The organism is Flavobacterium sp. RHBU_3 (genome assembly GCF_046613565.1).
Taxonomy (GTDB): domain Bacteria; phylum Bacteroidota; class Bacteroidia; order Flavobacteriales; family Flavobacteriaceae; genus Flavobacterium.
The window spans coordinates 16,137-35,126 of record NZ_JBKJHC010000015.1; the positions used below are offsets into that span (position 1 = coordinate 16,137).

Here is an 18,990-nt window from a genome sequence, read left to right on the forward strand (position 1 = left end):
GTCGCAGTTTTCATTTTATATGTAAACTGCGACTGTGACTGTTTTATTTTTCTCTTCTTAAAACTTCGTCGATCATACCGTATTCTTTAGCCTCATCAGCCTTCATCCAGTAGTCACGCTCGCTGTCTTTATACACCTTGTCATACGGCTGCTTAGAGTGGTTTGCTATAATATTGTACAGCTCCTCTTTAAGCTTCAGCATTTCTTTAAGGTTTATTTCCATATCTGTAGCTACACCCGATGCACCACCCGATGGCTGGTGAATCATTACACGGCTGTGCGGTAGTGCGCTACGCTTTCCGTCGGCACCGGCACACAGTAATACTGCACCCATAGAGGCAGCCATACCGGTACATATTGTAGCCACGTCAGGGCGAATGTACTGCATAGTGTCGTACATGCCAAGTCCTGCATACACGCTACCACCCGGAGAGTTAATATAAATCTGGATGTCCTTGTTAGCATCGGCACTTTCCAGGAACAGCAGCTGCGCCTGTACTATGTTTGCCACCTGGTCGTCTATACCTGTGCCCAGGAAAATAATCCTGTCCATCATAAGGCGTGAAAACACGTCCAGTTGCGTTACATTCATAGAACGCTCTTCCATGATGTACGGCGTAAGGTTAGTTGGGGTAACGCGCGTTACCAGTTTATCGTAATATAAATTATTTACGCCATGGTGTTTTGTGGCGTATTTTTTAAATTCTTTACCAAAGTCCATAGTCTGATACTTTCTTTTTGTGGTTATTTAAATATAAAAACGCCGGCTTGTGTAAAGCCGACGTTCAAATATACTCATTTTTTACGAGATTTTATTCTCCGTACATTACCTTGATAAAGTCCTGATATGTAACTTCTTTGGTTTTGTATTTTACTTTTTCTTTAAACAGGTTCAGCATTTTTTCGTTCATAACCTGCTCGCTAAGCCTCTTAACCTCATCCTGGTTAGTAAGTACACGGGCAGCAATGCTGTCTATTTCTTCGTCGCTTGGGTTAAGGTGACCAAACTGAGCCATTTGTTGTTTAATAACCTTACCTGCATAAGCTTTAAGGTCGTCAAACGTAATCTGAAGGCCGTTTTCAGTAATTACTTTACCTTCTATAAGTTGGTAACGCAGGCCGTTTTCAGATTTTTTGTACTCTTCTTCTGCCTCTTCAGCAGTAAGTTGTTTTTCGCCTGCAGTCTGAAGCCATTTTACAAGGAATTCAGCCGGAAGTTCAAACGAAGTATTCTCTATAAGAGACTCAGTAACGTCGTTAAGGAATTTCTGGTCAGCCTGTTGTGCAAATTGTTGCTCAGCATCCTCTTTAATTTTAGCTTTAAGATCCTCAACAGAAGTAACTACACCTTCGCCAAACAGCTTATCAAAAAGCTCCTGGTTAAGTTCCGCTTTTTCGTGAGTGTTTACTTCTTCAATAGTAAAGTTAACCTCAATATCAAGACCGTGTACATCGTCATGACCTACTTTAAGGTAGTCCATAAGTTTGTGGTCGTCATCAAAAAGACCTTTAGTAGAAAGAGTAACTACATCACCGGCTTTTTTACCAATGAATTTTTTACCGTCTTTCTTAGTCTTGAATACGTCAGTAGAAATTGTAGTACGGTTATTTATACCTTTTTCTTCGTTTGTAAAAGTACCGGCAATATCATCACCTTCTTCTACAGTATCTTTAGCGATTAGTTTACCAAATTGCTTCTGGATACGCTCTACCTGCTCGTCAAGCATTTTATCATCGGCAACGATGTCATACTTAACCACTTTGTTTTTAGCAGCAAGGTCTACTGAGAACTGTGGAGCAAGACCAAGTTCAAATTCAAATGAATAATCGTCGGCATCCCAGTTGAAATCTTCCGTAACTTTAGGAAGTGGGTTACCCAGTATGTCTAGTTTTTCTTCTACAAGATAGTCGTTCAGTGAAGTCTGAAGCAGCTTGTTTACCTCATCAAGCAATATGGCTTTGCCGTATTGTTTTTCGATAAGGCTCATAGGCACAGCACCTTTCCTGAAGCCGGGAATATTAGCATTTTTCCTGTAGTCCTGAAGTACTTTATCTACTTTCGGCTTATAATCTTCTTTGGTAATGGCCACTGTAACAACAGCATTAAGTGCATCTACCTGCGCTTTAGTAATGTTCATCTGTGAAAATATTTTGTTTCAAATAATGGGTGGCAAAATTAGTGCATTTTTATTTTGCAAACAACACTTTTTAAAGTATTGAATGTCAACACTGCAAAAGCACCATTTTTTTGATATTTTTCGGGTTTATTTTAAGCTTGGGAAAGCTGTTCATCTCTTGAAAGCCGGAATTACGCAACACAACGCGGCCTTTAGAAATCTTTTGGTAAGAATTCCTGGCAAAGATGCTAAACTGCAAAAGTTGTATCACAGTGAGTTTGGAGTTGCTACATTTGACCGGTTCACTTAATTAAAAGACTGTCTGAACTCCAAAGGCGATAATGACACGTTTCTTTTAAACATTTTGTTAAATGACTGAGGATATCCAAATCCCAGTTTATAAGCTATTTCCGAAACAGACATACTCGTTAGAGTTAAGTACTCTTTGGCTTTTTCTACAATTTTATCCTGTATGTGCTGTTGAGCATTTTTCCCGGTCTGGGTACGCAGCATATCGCTCAGATAGTGCGGCGAAAGGCATAGCTTTTCTGCCAGGAATTCAACTGTAGGCAAACCATCATTAATAACATCTTCAGAATCAAAATAATGGTTCAGGATTCTTTCCAGCTTGGCTACCATATCATGGTTTACAGGTTTTCGTGTAATAAACTGGCGTTCATAAAAACGTTTACTGTAGTTAAGCAGCAGCTCCGTCTGTGCTATTATGATATCCTGTGTAGTGCGGTCTATATGGATGCATTCTTCGCTTATTTTATCGAAAATATCTACAATATACCGTTCCTCTTTTTCTGAAAGATGCAATGCTTCATTTACCTCATAAGCGAAAAAGCCATAATGCCTTATATTCTCAGCAAGAGGATAGGTGTATAGTAAATCCGGATGAATTAAAAGTGTATATCCGTCGCCCGCAATATTACTCAATATCTCATTATGTGGAATATCTAGTGATTGTACTTGCCTGGGCGCAATGAACGTCATTACCCCTTTATCATAGTCATAATATTGCCTGCCGTATTTGACCTTGCTTTCCACACCTTTCTTTAGCGAAATACAATAGAAATTAAAACTGAACTGTCTCCATATTTCAGTATTTTCAAACTGCATATCTGAAACCTTAAAAATGCTTATCAGAGGGTGTAATGGATCTGCAAGCCCAACCAACCTATGAAATTCGGTGATGGAATTTATTGTAATCATATTTCACATTATTGAATCCGGGCAGCAAACTTATGCAGCCCGGATAAAAGTTTTAATTACCTAAAATCTGTTGCCTTATTTCTTTCCGGAACGCTTCATTACCTATTTCAAGCCGCCTTTGATACATGGCATTGGCATCTGCTCCTGCTACATAGCGTATTTGGTCTTTACCATCGGTAGCGGCCTCATATACTATAGCTGCAATTTCCTCGGGTTTAGCCCCGGTATTCATCATGGCATCAACAATGCCGAAAAGTTTATGTTCCAGTTCAGCATATTCAGGATGCAAGCTCTTATCTAACGAACGCGTTATAAAATCGGTGATTATACCGCCCGGAGCTACCGTTTTTATACCTATGTTGTGTAGGTTAAGCTCAAAAGACATTCCTTCAGACCAGCCTTCTAAGGCAAATTTAGTGGCATGATAAAGGCTGTGCAGCGGAAAGGTAAGGAAACCGCCCATTGAGGTAGTACTGATAAACAGGCCACTTTTCTTTTCCCTAAAGTACGGAATAAACGCCTGGGTTATTCTGATTACCCCCAAAAAATTAGTATTGAGTTGCTGTAAGATCTGCTCTTCTGTAAGGGCTTCCAAAGCCCCCATAAGGCCATAGCCTGCGTTATTAAACACAACATCAATACTGTGTAATGATATGGCCTTAGCCACAGTGTCCTTAATCTGTTGCAGATTCGTAACGTCAAGTGGCAGGAGGGTTACATTCTCTAATGTATTTAATTCAGTCTCTTTCTCAGGGCTACGCATGGTAGCAACTACATTCCAACCTTTTTCATGAAACAGTTTTGCAGTAGCTTTACCCAAACCTGATGATGCCCCCGTAATAAAAATTGTCTTCTTCATTTTTCTGTGTATTAATAATGAAGCAAATTTCAGGCGGGTTAATAATTAAAAAGTATCTGTAACGGTGAAGGTTGTATCCATATTGGGTTTGGTTCATTTTATAAGACCTGACCAAAGAGCATCTTTATCCCAATTTTAAGTTATAAATTATGATTCCTCTATTTGGCAGCCTACCTTTTCTCTTTCTTATCATCGGTAAGACTTGAAATAAGCGCCTGCCCAAACGAAAGGACCAAGCTAAACAGCAGTGCGTTCCAGAAGTTGGCTACATCAAAACCTTTTACAAGATAATCGCAAATGAGCACGATTACAGCATTAATAACCAACAGGAATAGCCCAAGCGTGAATATGGTAGCCGGAAACGTAAAGAATACCAGTACAGGCTTAACGAAAATATTCAGCAGGCCAAGCACCACCGCCACTATTAGCGCCGTATATGTGTCCTTTACATAAATACCCGGCAGGTAATGCGCCAGTACCAGTACAAATATGGTTGTAAAAAAGATATTGATAAGTGTTTTCATAGGGTGTTTTGATTAGTATAAAGGTACGAAAAAACACGCAAAGAGTTGTTTTCTTGCCACGAATTACACTAATTAAACGAATTTAACCGCCAATAGCTCCAGCATCTAAAACCTAAAAAATCCAACAATCTAACTTTCTAACAATCCAATAATCCAGCCTATCTATTCCGCGCATTTCAGCGCACACTTTTCTCCGTCTATAGCCGCAGAGATAATACCGCCGGCATAGCCTGCGCCCTCGCCGCAAGGGTAAAGTCCTTTTATATGAAGGTGTTGTAATGTTTCGGCATCACGTGGTATACGTACCGGAGACGACGTACGTGATTCCGGCGCGTGCAGTATGGCTTCATTGGTAAAATAACCTTTCATCGATTTGCCAAATTCACGGAAGCCCTCGCGCATGGTTTGGGTTAAAAAACCCGGAAACACCTGTCCTAACTCCACCGAAGTGGTTCCCGGCACATACGATGTTTTAGGAATATCTACCGAAAGTTTGTTTTGCGAAAAATCAACCATACGCTGCGCAGGTACACGTTGCGTTTCCCCTGCCACACGCCATGCCTGTTGCTCTATTGCCTTTTGGAATTCCATACCTGCAAGTGGGCCAAATTTAGCAAACGGGGCAAAATCCTCAAGGCGCAGCTCTACCACGATACCACTGTTTGCCGTATCCTGGTCGCGCTTACTGGGACTCCATCCGTTAGTTACCACCTCACCGGGACTGGTGGCACACGGGGCGATAACCCCGCCCGGACACATACAGAACGAGTACATACCGCGTCCGTTTACCTGCTTAACAATGGCATAAGCGGCTGGTGGCAGAAACTCGCCGCGCCCCTGGTTGTAATCGCAACTGTATTGTACACTATCTATAAGCTTTTGTGGGTGCTCAGCACGAACGCCCAGTGCAAAAGGCTTAGCCTCAATAAATATTTCTTTTCTGTGAAGTAATTCAAAAATATCACGCGCCGAGTGGCCTGTAGCAAGGATGAGTTGCCTTGCATGTATGGTGTCGCCGTTTTGGGTCACCACGCCGTCAACCTCGCTGTTTTTTACAAGGATGTCTACAACCTTGGTATTAAAAAGCACCTGCCCACCAAACTCAATCACCTTTTCGCGCATGGCTTTGATAATCTTCGGCAGCTTGTTTGTACCTATGTGCGGATGCGCCTCCACCAGTATCTCCGGCGAGGCTCCAAAGGCGACAAACAATTGCAGTATACGATCTACATCGCCGCGTTTTTTACTGCGGGTATACAGCTTACCGTCGCTATACGTACCGGCACCACCTTCGCCGTAGCAGTAGTTGCTTTCGCCGTTTACTATATGGTCGCGGTTGATAGCCTTAAGGTCGCGGCGGCGTTCCTGCACGTCTTTACCACGTTCCAGTACTATGGGTTTTAAGCCAAGCTCTATTAGTTGCAGTGCGGCAAACAAACCTGCCGGGCCCGCACCTACTACAATAACCTCGCGGGCATTGCTTACATCTTTGTAATCAGGTAGGGGCATGGTGGTTTCGTGGTATTCCTCATTGTGGTATACCGCCACTTTAAGGTTTACCTTAATGGCACGCTGGCGCGCATCGATACTGCGCTTTAGTATGGCTATGTGCTTAATGTCGCCAGGGCTCACGTGCATCAGCTTTGCCACATAATTTGTAAGCAAAGGCATTTGTGCAGCCACCTCCGGCGCCACCTGAAATTGTAGTTCTCTTGGCATGGCGCAAAGTTAGTTATTTTTGGTTGATGGTTGCCGGTTGTTAGTTGTTGGAAAAAACAATACTAATCCTTAACAGCTATAAAAGATTCCTTCTGTTTCACCTAATCACTCCAAAAATCTAATTATCCAACAAGTCCAAAAATCTAAGAAGTCTTACCCAAACACCTCAACATTGTCACCGTCAAAACTGGCAAATACCATGCTGGGGTGTGAGTCCCTATGGCAAATTTTACCCCGAGCATCAATCCCTATAGCTCCGGCAAAACCGTCATAAGGCTTTAGCTCTTCAAAAGTTTTATCAAAGGCATCGCATATGGGCATACCATCGGTAACGCGGGTAACAATTTTTGCAGCCGTAGCATTGCTTACTATATCCTCGCCTACCCCTGTGCAGCTTATGCCACAAAAAGCATTGGCATAATTACCCGCTACGGTAGCAGAGTCTGATATACGACCTACCATTTCAAAGCCTTTACCCCCGGTAGAAGTAGCCACCGCAATTTTGCCATTGGCATCCAGTGCTACACAGCCCACAGTACCTGTACCGGTAGCGGCAAGTTTCTTTTCAAACTCGGCACGGCGTTCAGGAGTTTCTGTACTATATTCGGCAAAACCGTTTTTACGGGCAAAGGCAGTTGCACCTTCACCACCCAAAACACGGTCATCATAAGGCATCAGCTGTTCAGCTACCTGTATCGGGTTTTTCACATCCTGAATGTTAATTACACCACTCATTTTCTGAGTAGTACCATCCATAAGGGCAGCACTCATACGTATCTGTCCGTCGCTTTGTATTTGCGAACCAGTACCTGCATTAAACAATACATCATCTTCCAGCAGGCTTACGGCATACACCACGGTTTCGGTAGCGGTATGCGTTTTCAGGTATTCATATGATTGTTTCACAATAGCCGTTAGCGCTTCCTGCTTGGCTGTTTTCGTTTTCAGGTCGGTTGATGATTCACTGAAAAAACCACCGTGAATGATTATCTTCATTTTACTGTTTTATAGGTACTTTACAAAACTACACAAAGAAGGCGCAAAGTGTTGCAAAGGATTAAAACTTTGCAACGCTTTGCGCCCCATTTATAATTTATAATTCAAAATAAACCTTTTATGATATTGCTTCGTTTCACCCCAAAACGACATAGCACGAATGAGTGAAGCTCAATTCAAAATTTAAAATAAAAAATTCAAAATAGAAAATTACTCCCTATCGTCCGCACTTACCTTAGGGTCGGCATCGTCGCTGTCCTGTTCTGCCATAAGCGGAATAGAGTACTGCGAATTACGGATCTCCATTTGATGCGTGTGCAGGTCGTAGGTATCGTACATACTCATTACGTGTACCACCAGGTTGTTTATGCTTATAGGTTTACCCAGTTCTACCTGCGTAAGGTTAGTATCTTTAATCTGGCGTCCGTCTACAATAATCACAAGCCCTGAACCTATAGCTTCCATACGTCCGTTTCCGGTAATAAGCAGGCCGGTATCTTCACCCAGGCCTATGCCTATGGTACGCGGGTTACCCACCACGGTTTGAAACAGCCTTCCTATACGCCCGCGCTGCACAAAGTGTGTATCGATAATTACATCCTGTATCAGGCCCAGCCCACTGGTAATTTTCACCTCGCCTTTAAGCAATGCTTCGCTGCTGCTGCCCTGGTAAATCATGTTGTTACTGGCTGCCGCAGCACCTGCGCTGGTACCCGCGTATATAAAATCTTCGTTTTTAAACTTATCTAAAAGAATATCATGAAACTCGGTACCGCCAAGTATAGACGTAAGTCGCAGCTGGTCGCCGCCGGTAAACATAACCACATCGGCATTACGCAGGCGCTCTAACACTTCGGGGTCGTGTGCCTGTTCGCGTTTTTCTATATACAGCACCCCTACATTATGAGCGTTAAGGTAAGCAAACGCCTTAATATACTCCGGACCTACCTCACGCGGTATAACCGATGCTGTGGTGATTATTTCTAATCGGCTCTGCTCACCATGCTTTGATTCGCTGATGATGCGTTTCATGATGCCGGTTTCAAAAAAGTTCAGGTTGTTGGCAACGTTTTGGTCAAATGACACCTCAGTGAAGCTGCCTTTATCAACTGCACCGCCTATAATTATTAATTTTCCCTTTACATTGTTCATAGGTGCAAAAATACGTTAAAATGCTAAAAACGCGTAAACTGGGTTAATTATTTCTTTCCGCAACGTTACGCAACTGTTTTTAGGTGAAAAAATTTCAACAATCCCGCCGTTTAAATTATTTTTTTTAACTAATTTTCTTTCGTTAAAACACAAAGACTGGAGTTTGTGTTAAATTTCAGTAAATTCCAAAAACATAAGCACCAAAAAATTAACCCATTATCTCCTGACTACCGATTATGAAAATTGAAAAAATCCAGGCCCTGAAAGGTCCCAACATTTGGAGCGTTAAGCGTAAAAAGTTGATCCAGATGCGCCTTAACCTCGAAGAATTAGAACAGGCACCCACAAATAAGATACCCGGATTTCGCGAACGTATAGAAGCACTTATACCTTCTATGTACAGCCACCGCTGTAGCGAAGGCGTCCCCGGAGGTTTTTTTGCCCGTGTAGAGCGTGGCACCTGGATGGGGCACGTTATAGAACACATAGCCCTGGAAATACAAACCCTGGCAGGCATGGAAACCGGTTTTGGGCGTACCCGCGAAACCAAAACGCCGGGCACCTACAATGTAGTATTTAGTTATGTTGAGGAAAATGTGGGCATATACGCCGCAGAAGCATCGGTGCGGATAGCCCAGGCACTTATAGACGGTATAGAATACGATCTTGATGCCGATTTACAGGAAATGCGCCGCATACGCGAACGCGACCGCCTGGGACCAAGCACCGGAAGCATAGTAGAAGAAGCCGTAGCCCGAGATATTCCGTGGATACGCCTTGGCACTAACTCGCTGGTGCAGCTGGGTTACGGCATTAATCAAATGCGTTTTCAGGCAACCATAACAAATAAAACCAGCCACATAGCGGTAGACATTGCCTGTAATAAAGAGCAAACCAAGCGTATGCTGGAAGCAGCATCGATACCCGTAGCCAGCGGTGGTATTTGTACCACCCAGGAAGGACTACAACAAATTATAGATAAAATAGGTTACCCTATAGTACTAAAACCACTGGACGGCAACCACGGCAAAGGAGCATCTATAAATGTAAAAACCTTTGAAGATGCCGTAGCCGGACTTGAATTTGCCCAGAAATACGGCAGTCGTGTTATAGTAGAGAAATTCATCACCGGGTTTGATTTCCGGGTACTGGTTATAGACAACAAAGTGGTAGCTGCTGCCCAAAGGGTTCCGGCACACGTAAAGGGTAACGGCGTACACAACATTCAGGCGCTTATAGACATAGAAAACCTGGATCCACGCCGTGGCTACGGACACGAAAATGTATTAACCGAAATTACCATAGACCGCGATACTACTGACCTGTTGGAAAAAAAAGGCTACTCACTAGACACCATTCCTGCCGAAGGTGAAATAGTATACCTAAAGTCTACCGCTAACCTAAGCACCGGAGGCACCTCGGTAGACGTGACCGACCTGATGCACCCGGAAAATATTTTCCTTGCCGAACGCATAAGCCGTGTTATAGGGCTTGATGTATGCGGTATAGACATTATGGCCGAAAACCTAACCGAGCCGCTTAAAGAAAACGGCGGCGTAATACTTGAGGTAAATGCAGCACCGGGTTTCCGTATGCACCTGGCACCAAGTGAAGGCCTGCCGCGCAACGTAGCCGCACCGGTTATAGACATGCTGTACCCGCCGGGTAAGCCAAGCCGTATTCCTATTTTTGCCATTACGGGTACCAATGGCAAAACCACCACTACCCGACTGCTGGCACATATTGTAAAAAACAACGGCTACCGTGTAGGCTTTACCACATCTGACGGGATTTATATACAAAACCACATGCTGGAAAAGGGCGACACTACAGGCCCTTTCAGCGCAGAATACATACTTAAAGACCCTACTGTAGAGTTTGCCGTACTGGAAACCGCACGCGGTGGTATACTACGCTCAGGACTGGGCTTTAGCCGATGCGATATTGGTATTATAACCAACATTCAGGAAGACCACCTGGGGCTGAACGACATCCACACCATAGACGACCTTGCCAAGGTAAAACGCGTTATTCCGCGCAGTGTAAAAAAAGATGGTTGGGCTGTACTGAACGGAGACGACCCGGAATGCATTAAAATAGGTAAAGAGCTGGAGTGCAACGTAGCATATTTCAGCATGGACGAAGAAAGTGAGTTTATTAAAGAAGAAGCCAAAGCCGGCCGTGTTACAGCAGTATACGAAAATGGTTTTATTACCATAAAAAAAGGCAGCTGGAAAATACGTATAGACAAAGCCATGCACGTGCCGCTTACACTGGGTGGCCGCGCACGTTTTATGATAGCCAACGTACTTGCAGCTACACTGGCATCGTACCTATGGGGCTTTAAAACCGAAGACATCAGCCTGTCATTACAAACCTTTATACCGGGCGCTGCGCAAACACCGGGCCGTATGAACATTTTTGAGTTCCGTAACTTTAAGGTGATGATTGACTTTGCGCACAACCCTGCTGGGTATCTTGCGGTAGAAGACTTTTTACAAAACGTGGAGGCTTCTAAAAAAATAGGTATTATATCAGGTGTGGGCGACAGGCGTGACCAGGACATACGCGATTGTGCCATGATAGCCGCACGTATGTTTGACCACGTAATCATCCGAAATGAAAAACACTTGCGCGGGCGTACCGAAGAAAACATAAACGGACTTATCCTGGAAGGCTTTGCGCTGAGCGGAAAAGCCGTTACCTATGAAATTATACCTAAGGAAATGGAGGCCATAAAACATGCCATACAAAATGGCGAAGACGGCAGCTTTATTGTAGCACTAAGCGATGTAGTAACCAATGCCATACAGGTTGTACAGGGGTACCTGGACCTGGAAAACGAGGAAGCGTTGCAAAACCAATAAATAAATAACAAGGGGCAGTTTTTAACTGCCCCTTGTTATTTATAATCTACTGCCCTATTATATTTCTTCAACCTGAAAAATTTTGTCAAGGTCATCCTTGCAAATGGGTTTTAGCAGATAGTCTTTTACGATATGTTCATATTGGCGCGCCTTCATAATATCATGCTCATCATTAGATGAACTGATCATGAATATGGTTGACTGCCCCGGGTTATCTGCTACCAGTTCTTTGTATTCTTCTAAAAACTGCCAGCCGTCCATAATGGGCATATTTACATCGAGCAAAATAAGTTCCGGTAACCTGCCCGAAGCCAGGTCATTCTTAATGGTATCCATAGCTTCCTGTCCATTACTAAAAAATAACGGATCCACTACAATATTGTTTTGCTTAAACAGGTTTTTAAGCAAAAAGTGGTATATTTTATCGTCGTCTATTACATACATAGAGTTAACCTTCTTCATTGAAATATAATTTAAACACTGTACCCTTATCCACCTCGCTGGTCACTTCTATTTTACCGCCCATGGCTTCAATTTGATTCTTGGTAATAAAAAGGCCAATTCCACGCGAGTTTTGATGCTTGTGAAATGTTTTATACATACCAAAAAGCGCATTCTTGTGTTTTTTAAGGTCTATACCAAGTCCGTTATCACTAATATAAAGTACTTTTTTACCATTTTCAATGGCGTAATCATACGAAATAACCGGTTTACGGTCTGAACTTGAGTATTTAATTGCGTTAGTTGTAAAATTAAGCAGCACACTTTCTAAATACGCCGGATTATAATTTACGGTTACATCCAGCGGTATGTTTATTTCTATAGTAACACTATGCTTACTTATCTCATTATGCAATATAGTAAGAATATTTTTAAGGCACCTCCTTAGGTTTATCTGTTCTTTTACATTTTTTACCTCGGTTTGTATTTCTACAAGTTCTTTAAGGTGGCTTATGGTTATGGTAAGCCCGTCTGATATACCTTCAAGGTGCTCCATCATCTGAGCCTTTTCGTTTTCGTCGGCGGTTTTAAGCAAATCCAGCAGCATTTTCAGGTTACCTGCATGCGACCTCAGGTTGTGCGACACTATATGAGCAAAGTTACTTAGGCGGTTATTCTGCTCACCAATTATAGTAATGGTTCGAGCCAAGTTTATTTCTTTTTCCTTAAGCTCTGTTACATCCTTAAGTGTGCCTACCGCCCTGTAAGGTTTTTTATCTTTTGTAAACTCTACTATTTGTCCACGGCTCATTACCCACCTATAACCATCTGTAGTGTGCTGTACACGATAAATATGCTCAAAACGCAATGTCTTTCCGGCTATGTAATCGGTTATGGCCTTCATGTGCCCTTTAAGATCTTCTTTATGTATAAGTGAGCGCCACTGCTCTTGTGTCCACACTACCTCTTTAGGCTCCATACCCACCATTTTCATGGCTTGTGCAGAAAAATACACCTCGTTGTACTGCAAATTGTAGTCCCAAATCCCCTCTGAGGCAGCTTCCAGTGCATAACGTATACGGGCTTCGCTACCCATAAGCCGTATTTCCTGCTCTTTTTGTTGCGTTACATCGCTCATGCGCCCGTAAAACAGCACATCCCCATCATCCTGAAACTCTGGGTTAGCATGTACTTTTATCCATCGGTACCCTTTAAGCGGCAGCTCTACCTGATATTCGTAATCCCAGGGCACATTGTGCTTACGGGCACGGTGCAGTGCCACATAAAAACTGCGCTGGTATGCCTGTAAAATCCTTGAATTAATAGCCCCCACAAAATCGGCTAACAACTCTTCCGACGAAAGTTCGTAAACAGTGTTTACAGACTCGGAACAAAACAATAAGGTATAGGTGTTATCTTTTCTCCATAAAAGGTTAAAGATAACGTCCGGAACCTGATCCATAAGCCTCTTGTAAAAGGCATTTAATGGCTGCGATGTATCTAAATCTGTAGAACCGTAAAACTTCATATTATAAAAGTAAACAAAATGAAATAGCAATGCAGAAAATTTCGGTAGAATGTCTATTTACGCGGATGAAATGTCTCTACCACACGGCTAAGGAAGCTACGATCTACATGCATGTACACCTCCGTGGTGGTTATAGACTCGTGCCCCAGCATAAGCTGTATAGAGCGTAAGTCGGCTCCGTTTTCAAGCAAATGAGTAGCAAATGAGTGCCTAAAAGTGTGCGGACTAATTGTTTTTTTCAATCCAATTTTTTCGGCAAGCCTTTTTATAATGGTAAATACCATGGCGCGGGTAAGTGCCGTACCCCGCCTGCTTAAAAAAACCGTATCGCCATATCCTGCTTTAGGTGTTTGCATAGTGCGCACCTCATTTATATAAATTGTAAGGTACTTTTGTGTATAGGGGCTAAGCGGTACAAAACGTTGTTTACTACCCTTACCCGTTACCCTGATAAAACCTTCCTCAAAAAATAAATCCGACAACTGTAAACCCGTAAGCTCAGACACACGGAGGCCACAGCCGTAAAGGGTTTCCAGCATAGCCCGGTTACGCTCGCCTTCATCGTTTAGTGTTATTGCAGCAATAAGCCCGTCTATTTCGGCGGTGCTTAGCGTATCAGGAAGCTTACGCCCGGTTTTAGGAACTTCAATAAGCTCCATAGGCATATCTTTACGATAATCTTCAAACACCATAAAGTTAAAAAAACTCTTAAGGCCCGATATTACCCTGGCGCGGCTGCGTGGTGCAAGCTCATCTGCAATATGGTAAATAAACTGCTGCAAAACGTCTTCGGTGATATCTACGGGAGACACATTAAAACCACTGTCTTCCAAATATTTAATCAACCTCTCTAAATCAAAGACGTAGTTTACCAGCGAGTTTTCCGAAAGGCCCCGCTCTATTTTCAGGTAAGTTTTATACTCTCTTATGTACCTGTTCCAGGACTGCATAAGCGGTTAAAATTATGTGAATTAAGAAATCGTTGATAAAAGTCCCAATTTTAAACATATAATTTTGGAAAACAAAACTAAAACTAATTAAACATGAAACTATTCAAGATTTTAACAGTTAGCACCCTTATGATGGGAGCTGTTACAGCAACATACGCACAGGATAACGCAGGAGCCACAGGAAAAAGTTCATCACCAAGTTTTGGTATTAAAGGTGGTTTAAACCTGGCTACGGTAAGCGGCGATGACTTTAACAACCCCGATTCGCGCACCAGCTTCCATGCCGGCGTATTTGCAGAATTCCCTATTTCGCCTGATATGCTTTCACTACAGGTAGAAGCGTTATATTCAGGACAAGGGTTTGAGAGTGATGTGGATGGCGGTATTTTTGGCGGAAGTGGAAAAGTAGAATACCAGCTGGACTACATTAATGTACCAGTGCTTGCCAAATTTTATGTGCTAAAGGGCCTTAGCCTGGAAGCCGGACCGCAGTTTAGCTTTAAGGTAAACGAGGAAATAGATGCCGATGCTAATGCCGATGGTGGCGACTGGGACCTGAACAAAGCTAAAGATTTTGAATTTGGCGTATCGGGTGGTGTTACCTTCGAAACACCACTGGGCATATTTGCCACTGCGCGCTACAACCAGGGTATTACTGATATTATAGAAGATACAGATGCCAAAAACTCGGTTTTCCAGATTGGCGTAGGGTTTAAGTTTTAATAAAAAGACAGGATTTGAAGATTAAGTTTGGTTGGTTACACACGAAAAAGGGGCTGCATTACGCGCCCCTTTTTCTATTCCTATCAGGCAGTACACCTGTATATGCAATGTTTATCCGTGGTAAACCCTTGAAAACACTATTTCACCATCCTTTACATCAAACACCTCTGCCACAGGCATAGGCTCCTCACCTTCTGCCTCACGGATGTATTCTATAAACACACGGTCGTTATTAGCGGTTACGGTAAGCAGTTTATAAAACAGCGTAGGTATCCTGTCATACGATCCTTTCCACCATTCGCGTAGTGCAGGGCGCCCTTTTACCAGTCCGTTTGTTTCGGGCTGGCGCACCTTAAGCTTCGGGCTAAAGTGCCATGCATCTTCGGCATATAGCCCCACCAGTTTATCCAAATCCTGCGCATTAAACGCATTAATCCATTCGTGGGCTATTTTTTCGGTAGTAAGCATTACTGTGCGTTTTTAAGATTTATAACCTCCTGCTCTGTAAGGAAACGGTAGTTACCCCTTGGCAGGTTCTTTTTGGTAAGGCCGGCAAATGACACACGGTCTACCTTAACCACATCGTAACCAAAGTTTTCAAAAATAGCACGCACCACTTTTACGTTTGGCGTACGCAGTTTCAGTCCTATTTCGGTACGGGGCTGGTTATCTATATAGCTTATTTCGTCAATAAACAAGCGGTGACCGTCTAGCGTAACACCACCCTGTATTTTTTCAAAATCCTCTTGCTTCAGGTTGCGTGTAAGCGACACCTGGTATATTTTAAACGATTTCTGTCCCGGCTGGCTAAACTTACGGATAAGATCGGCATCGTTAGTAAACAAAACCAGGCCAATGGTGTTTTTATCCATACGCCCTATAGGCTGCAAATCAGCTTTACTGGCTCCGCGTATCAGGTCGAAAGCATTTTTAGAGTCGCTTTCGCCGGTTGTAGAAAAACTCTTTGGCTTGTTCAGCAGCAGGTATTCTTTCTTTTCAGGGGTAATACGCACACCGTCAAACTCTACAAGATCGGTTACTTTAACCTTGTATCCCATTTCGGTTATTACCTCGCCATTTACTTTTACATTTCCGCTCTGTATATAAATATCGGCATCACGGCGGCTGCACATACCACTGTTAGATATGTACTTATTAAGACGCATTTCGTCTTTTTCCACCTGAGGTTTAGGGGCATTCTGTTTCGGCTCAAAGGGTTTTGGCCCGCGCCCTTTTACAAACGCTGCCTTGCGTACCGGTTTGTTTTCGCCGGGCTTACCATCCCTGCGTTCAAACGGTTTATGGCCATCATCGTTGCGCTTCTTGCCAAATCCTCCCTTGCCCGAAGCACCACCTCGCCTTTTATTCTCCATTACGTGTAAAATTTTTGCAAAAGTAGTGATTTTGTTTTTGTTTCGGGTTTAAAGTTTAACGTTTGAGAATACGGTTTTGTGATATATCAAACAACCCGGGATTTACAACCCAAAAAAAAGACAGCCTTGAAGTTAAGTATTTGGGAGTTATTTGGTTAGAAATAGACCAAAGTGATTTATAAGAACAAACCACTACTTAGCACACCTAAATGCAAATCAACCCAGCAATTGCCTGCCGTGAACCAGTACCGATGGTTCTATAAGCACTATACTAAAAACCCCGGCTACAATAAGCCCCTTTAGCAGGTTGTGCAGCAGCAGGTAGTCGGCTTTACTGTTTGCATTCCACAGGCGGTACAAAAAGTAAATAATAACCAGCATGCCGGCATAAAAGTATACATCCATATAGCCTACATCGTACACCTCTATGAGCATATACACGGGTATTACAGTAAGAAAAATAAGCAAACCTATGATACGCTTGGCCATAGCCTCACCAAACATAACCGGCACGGTGCGGTAGTTAGCCGCCATATCGCCTGCCAGGTTTTCCAGGTCTTTTATCAGTTCACGGGTAAGGATAAGCATGTACAAAAAGGTGGCATGAGCAAAGATGGTTCCCACACGTTCGTTCATAAAATACGTACCCTCATTATATTTTGTTACGTACATCAATATCCCAAAAAAAGGCAGTACAGCCAGTAGCGCGGCGGTAAGGTTACCTATAAGCGGGTATTTTTTCAGCTTATGCGAATAAAACCATATCAGGAAAATATAGGCTGCAAAAAACAGCACAGCCCGCCACGATATAAGGAATGCAAGCAGCACCACAATAAAATTTAGCGCAAAGTACACTTGTAGCTTGGTACCCTGGCTTACCAGCCTATCCAGCATGGATTTTTTAGGGCGGTTAATGAGGTCTTTCTGGGCGTCGTAAAAGTTATTAATAATATAGCCCGATGCTATGGTAATGGTCGATGCCAGTACTATAATAAACAGGTGCCCATCCAGCAGTATATCGAGCGCACGGCGGCGGGTATCGAGTATAAATATGGCCGAAAGATATTGTGCCAATGCTATAACGGGTATGTTATAACCGCGCACTACCGAAAACAGGCTGAAGATTTTCATCAGTACCAGTTTTACTTTTCTTGACGCCATAAGTTGTTGTTAACGCTTTTGGTTTTGGGGACAATTTTTACTTTGTAAAGATAACAGTAAAAAAATTAAAAAAGTATAAAGCCATTATAAAGCCTTGTTATATTTGTACCACAACCATATATTATGAAAACGATACTTCCACTTATAGCTGCCCTGTTACTTATTACAGGCTGCAAACGAAACACTCCCCCTGAGCCAACTGAAACAGCCGACACTACCGTTGTAACTGACACTACGGCAAGTGAAACAGAAACCACAAACGCTAATGGTGATTATGAAACCTATTATGTAGTGGTAGCCGACACCGCGCAGGATTATTATACCCTGCACGGCCAGATGCTGCAACTGCACGCAAGCCTGCCGGCAACTATTGATACCATGGGCAGGTATTATAACAAAGCCAAAAATAAAATTGTATTGCCGAATGATGACGAAGACGATATATACGCTGGTGATTATTACCCAAGGCGTGACCCGGGTAGCACTCTGAGCTTGGAATACCTGAGTATGTATAAGGATAATACCGACACCACAACTATAGCCCTGGTTACCGGGATTTTTGAAACAAAAAAGAGTGCTGATAGTGCGAATGCTATTCTACGAAAGTTCAGTAAAAATAGTTTTGTACTGAAATCAGAAATTTATGTAGGTTGTATGCATTAGGCCGGGTATTCATAAATAGAGCAATTTAAAAATCAGCCAAGGCACAAAATGATAGAAAAGGTTTTTTCGGTTTCAGGAAATAAGACTGCGTCAATGATTATTGATGCAGATTCGTTGAAGTTTTCAAGTAAAAAGATTGACTCTTTTAACGAGTTTAAAGAAGTCTGGAAAAAGAATGTCTTTTTCAATACGGAAACTGAAATTGAAAAAAAACGTATTTGGGTAATCCAAAAAGAAGAAAACAGCGATGCCATTACCATAATGTCCGAAGGTTTTACTTCGTATGAAGACAGTTATACTTTCAGCTTTAACGATCGCACTGATTACGACACTTTTTTCAACTATTTCATTACAGAAGAAAACTTTACCAGCGAAGAAGTCAGGCTTGCCCCATCTAAAGCGATTGATAAGCACCTGTTAATCTTACTACTTATTATAACAATAACAGCAATCGCATATCTTAGGGCTGCAGCGATAGCGGGTGGTGAAAGTCCGGTGTCTTCCGGGCGTAGCCGCAATTTTGATGAAATCGTTGGCGCACTCGGCCCTAACGGGGTAATAATAGCAGGAGGTATTGCTATTTGCTCTGTAGCTTACGCCGCTTGGAAAAGATATACCAACCCACCTAAACAATTAGAGTTAAAACCTACCAAACAAAAAAGCGCAGATTAAAAATCTGCGCAATAAAAAACCTCAGCT

18 protein-coding genes are annotated in these 18,990 nt (G+C 42.7%); 4 read left to right on the plus strand and 14 right to left on the minus strand.

The window, feature by feature from the left end; all coding sequences use genetic code 11:
* Positions 1 to 43: 43 nt before the first annotated feature.
* The 8 genes from clpP to ACLI1A_RS17550 all read right to left on the minus strand — a co-directional run bounded on the left by clpP (position 44) and on the right by ACLI1A_RS17550 (position 8,585).
* A complete protein-coding gene (clpP, locus tag ACLI1A_RS17515) occupies positions 44 to 721 on the minus strand; it encodes an ATP-dependent Clp endopeptidase proteolytic subunit ClpP (protein WP_411409986.1) in 678 nt (225 codons plus the stop codon).
* 91 nt (positions 722 to 812) lie between these two features.
* Positions 813 to 2,138, minus strand: coding sequence for a trigger factor (gene tig, locus ACLI1A_RS17520; protein WP_411409987.1), 1,326 nt, complete (start codon positions 2,136 to 2,138; stop codon positions 813 to 815).
* 285 nt (positions 2,139 to 2,423) lie between these two features.
* Positions 2,424 to 3,335, minus strand: coding sequence for a helix-turn-helix domain-containing protein (locus ACLI1A_RS17525; protein ID WP_411409988.1), 912 nt, complete (start codon positions 3,333 to 3,335; stop codon positions 2,424 to 2,426).
* 52 nt (positions 3,336 to 3,387) lie between these two features.
* A complete protein-coding gene (locus ACLI1A_RS17530; protein ID WP_411409989.1) occupies positions 3,388 to 4,194 on the minus strand; it encodes an SDR family oxidoreductase in 807 nt (268 codons plus the stop codon).
* Positions 4,195 to 4,364: 170 nt separating this feature from the next.
* Entirely contained in the window at positions 4,365 to 4,718 is a 354-nt protein-coding gene (locus ACLI1A_RS17535) for a phage holin family protein (protein ID WP_411409990.1), read from the minus strand.
* Positions 4,719 to 4,880: 162 nt separating this feature from the next.
* The gene (locus ACLI1A_RS17540; RefSeq protein WP_411409991.1) at positions 4,881 to 6,437 is read right to left on the minus strand and encodes an NAD(P)/FAD-dependent oxidoreductase; all 1,557 of its coding nucleotides are present in this window, start codon (positions 6,435 to 6,437) and stop codon (positions 4,881 to 4,883) included.
* A gap of 153 nt (positions 6,438 to 6,590) precedes the next feature.
* On the minus strand, positions 6,591 to 7,433 hold the full coding sequence (locus ACLI1A_RS17545) for an isoaspartyl peptidase/L-asparaginase (protein ID WP_411409992.1): 843 nt from the start codon (positions 7,431 to 7,433) through the stop codon (positions 6,591 to 6,593).
* 210 nt (positions 7,434 to 7,643) lie between these two features.
* Entirely contained in the window at positions 7,644 to 8,585 is a 942-nt protein-coding gene (locus ACLI1A_RS17550) for a cyanophycinase (protein WP_411409993.1), read from the minus strand.
* A gap of 236 nt (positions 8,586 to 8,821) precedes the next feature.
* Here ACLI1A_RS17550 and cphA point away from each other — a divergent pair, with 236 nt between their 5' ends.
* Positions 8,822 to 11,452 (plus strand): cyanophycin synthetase, encoded by a 2,631-nt coding sequence (gene cphA, locus ACLI1A_RS17555; protein WP_411409994.1) that lies wholly within the window; start codon positions 8,822 to 8,824, stop codon positions 11,450 to 11,452.
* A gap of 57 nt (positions 11,453 to 11,509) precedes the next feature.
* Here cphA and ACLI1A_RS17560 read toward each other — a convergent pair whose 3' ends face one another.
* The 3 genes from ACLI1A_RS17560 to ACLI1A_RS17570 are packed head-to-tail and all read right to left on the minus strand — an operon-like array spanning position 11,510 to position 14,371.
* Positions 11,510 to 11,914, minus strand: coding sequence for a response regulator (locus tag ACLI1A_RS17560; protein WP_411409995.1), 405 nt, complete (start codon positions 11,912 to 11,914; stop codon positions 11,510 to 11,512).
* On the minus strand, positions 11,901 to 13,421 hold the full coding sequence (locus tag ACLI1A_RS17565) for a sensor histidine kinase (protein ID WP_411409996.1): 1,521 nt from the start codon (positions 13,419 to 13,421) through the stop codon (positions 11,901 to 11,903). The genes ACLI1A_RS17560 and ACLI1A_RS17565 overlap by 14 nt, the downstream gene beginning before the upstream one ends.
* A 53-nt stretch (positions 13,422 to 13,474) precedes the next feature.
* The gene (locus tag ACLI1A_RS17570; protein WP_411409997.1) at positions 13,475 to 14,371 is read right to left on the minus strand and encodes a site-specific tyrosine recombinase; all 897 of its coding nucleotides are present in this window, start codon (positions 14,369 to 14,371) and stop codon (positions 13,475 to 13,477) included.
* A 93-nt stretch (positions 14,372 to 14,464) separates the two neighbouring features.
* On the opposite strand from ACLI1A_RS17570, the gene ACLI1A_RS17575 reads away from it, so the two are divergent.
* Complete coding sequence (locus ACLI1A_RS17575; protein WP_411409998.1) at positions 14,465 to 15,094, plus strand: porin family protein; 630 nt, start codon at positions 14,465 to 14,467, stop codon at positions 15,092 to 15,094.
* A gap of 111 nt (positions 15,095 to 15,205) precedes the next feature.
* Here ACLI1A_RS17575 and ACLI1A_RS17580 read toward each other — a convergent pair whose 3' ends face one another.
* From ACLI1A_RS17580 to ACLI1A_RS17590, 3 genes are all read right to left on the minus strand, one after another.
* The gene (locus ACLI1A_RS17580; RefSeq protein ID WP_411409999.1) at positions 15,206 to 15,562 is read right to left on the minus strand and encodes a nuclear transport factor 2 family protein; all 357 of its coding nucleotides are present in this window, start codon (positions 15,560 to 15,562) and stop codon (positions 15,206 to 15,208) included.
* On the minus strand, positions 15,562 to 16,467 hold the full coding sequence (locus ACLI1A_RS17585; protein WP_411410000.1) for a pseudouridine synthase: 906 nt from the start codon (positions 16,465 to 16,467) through the stop codon (positions 15,562 to 15,564). The genes ACLI1A_RS17580 and ACLI1A_RS17585 overlap by 1 nt, the downstream gene beginning before the upstream one ends.
* A gap of 216 nt (positions 16,468 to 16,683) precedes the next feature.
* Positions 16,684 to 17,628, minus strand: a complete 945-nt coding sequence (locus ACLI1A_RS17590; protein ID WP_411410001.1) for a geranylgeranylglycerol-phosphate geranylgeranyltransferase — start codon at positions 17,626 to 17,628, stop codon at positions 16,684 to 16,686.
* Between the two features lie 123 nt (positions 17,629 to 17,751).
* Here ACLI1A_RS17590 and ACLI1A_RS17595 point away from each other — a divergent pair, with 123 nt between their 5' ends.
* Together ACLI1A_RS17595 and ACLI1A_RS17600 are read left to right on the plus strand one after the other, a co-directional pair.
* The gene (locus ACLI1A_RS17595) at positions 17,752 to 18,291 is read left to right on the plus strand and encodes a hypothetical protein (RefSeq protein ID WP_411410002.1); all 540 of its coding nucleotides are present in this window, start codon (positions 17,752 to 17,754) and stop codon (positions 18,289 to 18,291) included.
* Between the two features lie 48 nt (positions 18,292 to 18,339).
* On the plus strand, positions 18,340 to 18,963 hold the full coding sequence (locus ACLI1A_RS17600) for a hypothetical protein (protein WP_411410003.1): 624 nt from the start codon (positions 18,340 to 18,342) through the stop codon (positions 18,961 to 18,963).
* The last annotated feature ends 27 nt before the right edge of the window (positions 18,964 to 18,990 follow it).

What these genes read in the sequence shown, in the direction of transcription:
- clpP (WP_411409986.1), bottom strand. Translation starts at nt 721, where the DNA reads ATGGACTTTGGTAAAGAATTTAAAAAATACGCCACAAAACACCATGGC.
- ACLI1A_RS17580 (WP_411409999.1), bottom strand. Translation starts at nt 15,562, where the DNA reads ATGCTTACTACCGAAAAAATAGCCCACGAATGGATTAATGCGTTTAAT.
- ACLI1A_RS17560 (WP_411409995.1), bottom strand. Translation starts at nt 11,914, where the DNA reads ATGAAGAAGGTTAACTCTATGTATGTAATAGACGACGATAAAATATAC.
- ACLI1A_RS17525 (WP_411409988.1), bottom strand. Translation starts at nt 3,335, where the DNA reads ATGATTACAATAAATTCCATCACCGAATTTCATAGGTTGGTTGGGCTT.
- ACLI1A_RS17600 (WP_411410003.1), top strand. Translation starts at nt 18,340, where the DNA reads ATGATAGAAAAGGTTTTTTCGGTTTCAGGAAATAAGACTGCGTCAATG.
- ACLI1A_RS17570 (WP_411409997.1), bottom strand. Translation starts at nt 14,371, where the DNA reads ATGCAGTCCTGGAACAGGTACATAAGAGAGTATAAAACTTACCTGAAA.
- ACLI1A_RS17590 (WP_411410001.1), bottom strand. Translation starts at nt 17,628, where the DNA reads ATGGCGTCAAGAAAAGTAAAACTGGTACTGATGAAAATCTTCAGCCTG.
- ACLI1A_RS17550 (WP_411409993.1), bottom strand. Translation starts at nt 8,585, where the DNA reads ATGAACAATGTAAAGGGAAAATTAATAATTATAGGCGGTGCAGTTGAT.
- ACLI1A_RS17530 (WP_411409989.1), bottom strand. Translation starts at nt 4,194, where the DNA reads ATGAAGAAGACAATTTTTATTACGGGGGCATCATCAGGTTTGGGTAAA.
- ACLI1A_RS17595 (WP_411410002.1), top strand. Translation starts at nt 17,752, where the DNA reads ATGAAAACGATACTTCCACTTATAGCTGCCCTGTTACTTATTACAGGC.
- ACLI1A_RS17545 (WP_411409992.1), bottom strand. Translation starts at nt 7,433, where the DNA reads ATGAAGATAATCATTCACGGTGGTTTTTTCAGTGAATCATCAACCGAC.
- ACLI1A_RS17540 (WP_411409991.1), bottom strand. Translation starts at nt 6,437, where the DNA reads ATGCCAAGAGAACTACAATTTCAGGTGGCGCCGGAGGTGGCTGCACAA.
- ACLI1A_RS17585 (WP_411410000.1), bottom strand. Translation starts at nt 16,467, where the DNA reads ATGGAGAATAAAAGGCGAGGTGGTGCTTCGGGCAAGGGAGGATTTGGC.
- ACLI1A_RS17575 (WP_411409998.1), top strand. Translation starts at nt 14,465, where the DNA reads ATGAAACTATTCAAGATTTTAACAGTTAGCACCCTTATGATGGGAGCT.
- tig (WP_411409987.1), bottom strand. Translation starts at nt 2,138, where the DNA reads ATGAACATTACTAAAGCGCAGGTAGATGCACTTAATGCTGTTGTTACA.
- ACLI1A_RS17565 (WP_411409996.1), bottom strand. Translation starts at nt 13,421, where the DNA reads ATGAAGTTTTACGGTTCTACAGATTTAGATACATCGCAGCCATTAAAT.
- cphA (WP_411409994.1), top strand. Translation starts at nt 8,822, where the DNA reads ATGAAAATTGAAAAAATCCAGGCCCTGAAAGGTCCCAACATTTGGAGC.
- ACLI1A_RS17535 (WP_411409990.1), bottom strand. Translation starts at nt 4,718, where the DNA reads ATGAAAACACTTATCAATATCTTTTTTACAACCATATTTGTACTGGTA.